Source organism: Amycolatopsis vastitatis (assembly GCF_002234595.1).
Taxonomy (GTDB): domain Bacteria; phylum Actinomycetota; class Actinomycetes; order Mycobacteriales; family Pseudonocardiaceae; genus Amycolatopsis; species Amycolatopsis vastitatis.
On the sequence record NZ_NMUL01000050.1, the window covers coordinates 1 to 1,258 of the forward strand.

The following is a 1,258-nucleotide window of genomic DNA, read 5'->3' on the forward strand; positions in this document are numbered from 1 at the left end:
GTCGGCGCCCAGTTCGGCACGCAGCAGCGCCAGGTTGGGGCCGGGGACGGCCACGGCGACCGGCTCTCCCGCGGCGAGTCCGGACCGGATGAACGGGACGGTGCCGGCGAGGTACTCGTCGGCACCCCGGTAGAACAGGGCGGGGTGGACGAACGGCTCGGCCGGAGTATCGACGGGCGTGCTCATGACGCTTCCTGTTCTTCGATCACGATCTTCACCGGCTCGTCCGGGCACAGCACCGTCAGCACCCTGCGCAGGACCGTCGGCGGACGAGTGATCGTGAGAGGTGCCGCGCCGGGCCGGCTTTGGGCGGCGGCGACCAGCATGGATGTGCCGCGGGTGTCGATGAACGACAGTTCGGACAGGTCCAGCCGGACGGGCGAGCCGTTCGCGGTCGCCGATTCCAGGGCGTTGCCCCAGATCTCCCGCGTGCTGAGGTCGACCGCGCCGACCACCCGCAAGCCTCGCCCACCGGGAAGGGGGACCACCTGCAACCGGCTGATGTGCGAGTCGCTCACCCACGCAGCCTACCCGCAGCGGTGACGGCGGTCCGGCTATGGCGCGACAGGCCGGCGGCGACCCGCCGGCCCCACGTGGCGGGGGACGAGGGAGCTGCCTGCGGTCAAGCGCCGAGGCGGCTGTAGATCCGGCTGGCCAGGGTGGCGGGGAGCTGGTGCGGCTTGTCGGTGGGTCGAGCTGGGCGTGCTGGCCCGGCAGTTCGGCCGCGTGAGTGCGTCGGCTCCGGGGGGATTCGAACGTTGACCTGCGAACTCTGCGAGGTGGGGTACCCCGTTCGGGTCGCGTAGTAAATCTATGGTGGCCGGGTTAGACATTCGGCGGTGGGTGTGTGTAGAGTTCTGCTCGTACCGAGAGAGACAACGTCAAGCAGGCGCGGGAGAGGACGTAACTACCCGCGAAGTGAGACAAGGGTCAGGCAGGACGGGGCCAATCAGTGAACAGGTCTCGACTGGTGACCGGAGCAGTACCCGGGGCCGGGTTGTGAAGATGAAGTCAGCGGTAGCGGCCCCGGTGAGGCAGTGCAGGACGTGGGCGAGTTCGTGTGCCCGCGGAGCAAGGCAGTAGTCAGTTAGTCCGCAGTATCAGCAGTGTGGATAGATCGCAGTAGGCAGTGCCAGCCAGGTGGCCGGGACCGATCAAGGTAAGGGGTTCCGGGCAGTGGCCCGCGGTGTTACGCGTGCTGGGGCCGATCAGTGGAAGGGTTCCGGCCGGTGATGACCGCGACAGCAGTACGCAGCAA

The 1,258-nt window shown here is 68.4% G+C and carries 2 protein-coding genes; both read right to left on the minus strand.

Annotation, left to right across the window (positions count from 1 at the left end):
* Positions 1-186, minus strand: a 186-nt coding sequence (locus CF165_RS39795) for an MEDS domain-containing protein (RefSeq protein ID WP_205661103.1), incomplete at its 3' end; no start/stop codon positions are given.
* On the minus strand, positions 183-518 hold the full coding sequence (locus tag CF165_RS39800) for an STAS domain-containing protein (protein ID WP_240521996.1): 336 nt from the start codon (positions 516-518) through the stop codon (positions 183-185). The genes CF165_RS39795 and CF165_RS39800, both read right to left, overlap by 4 nt.
* Positions 519-1,258: the final 740 nt, after the last annotated feature.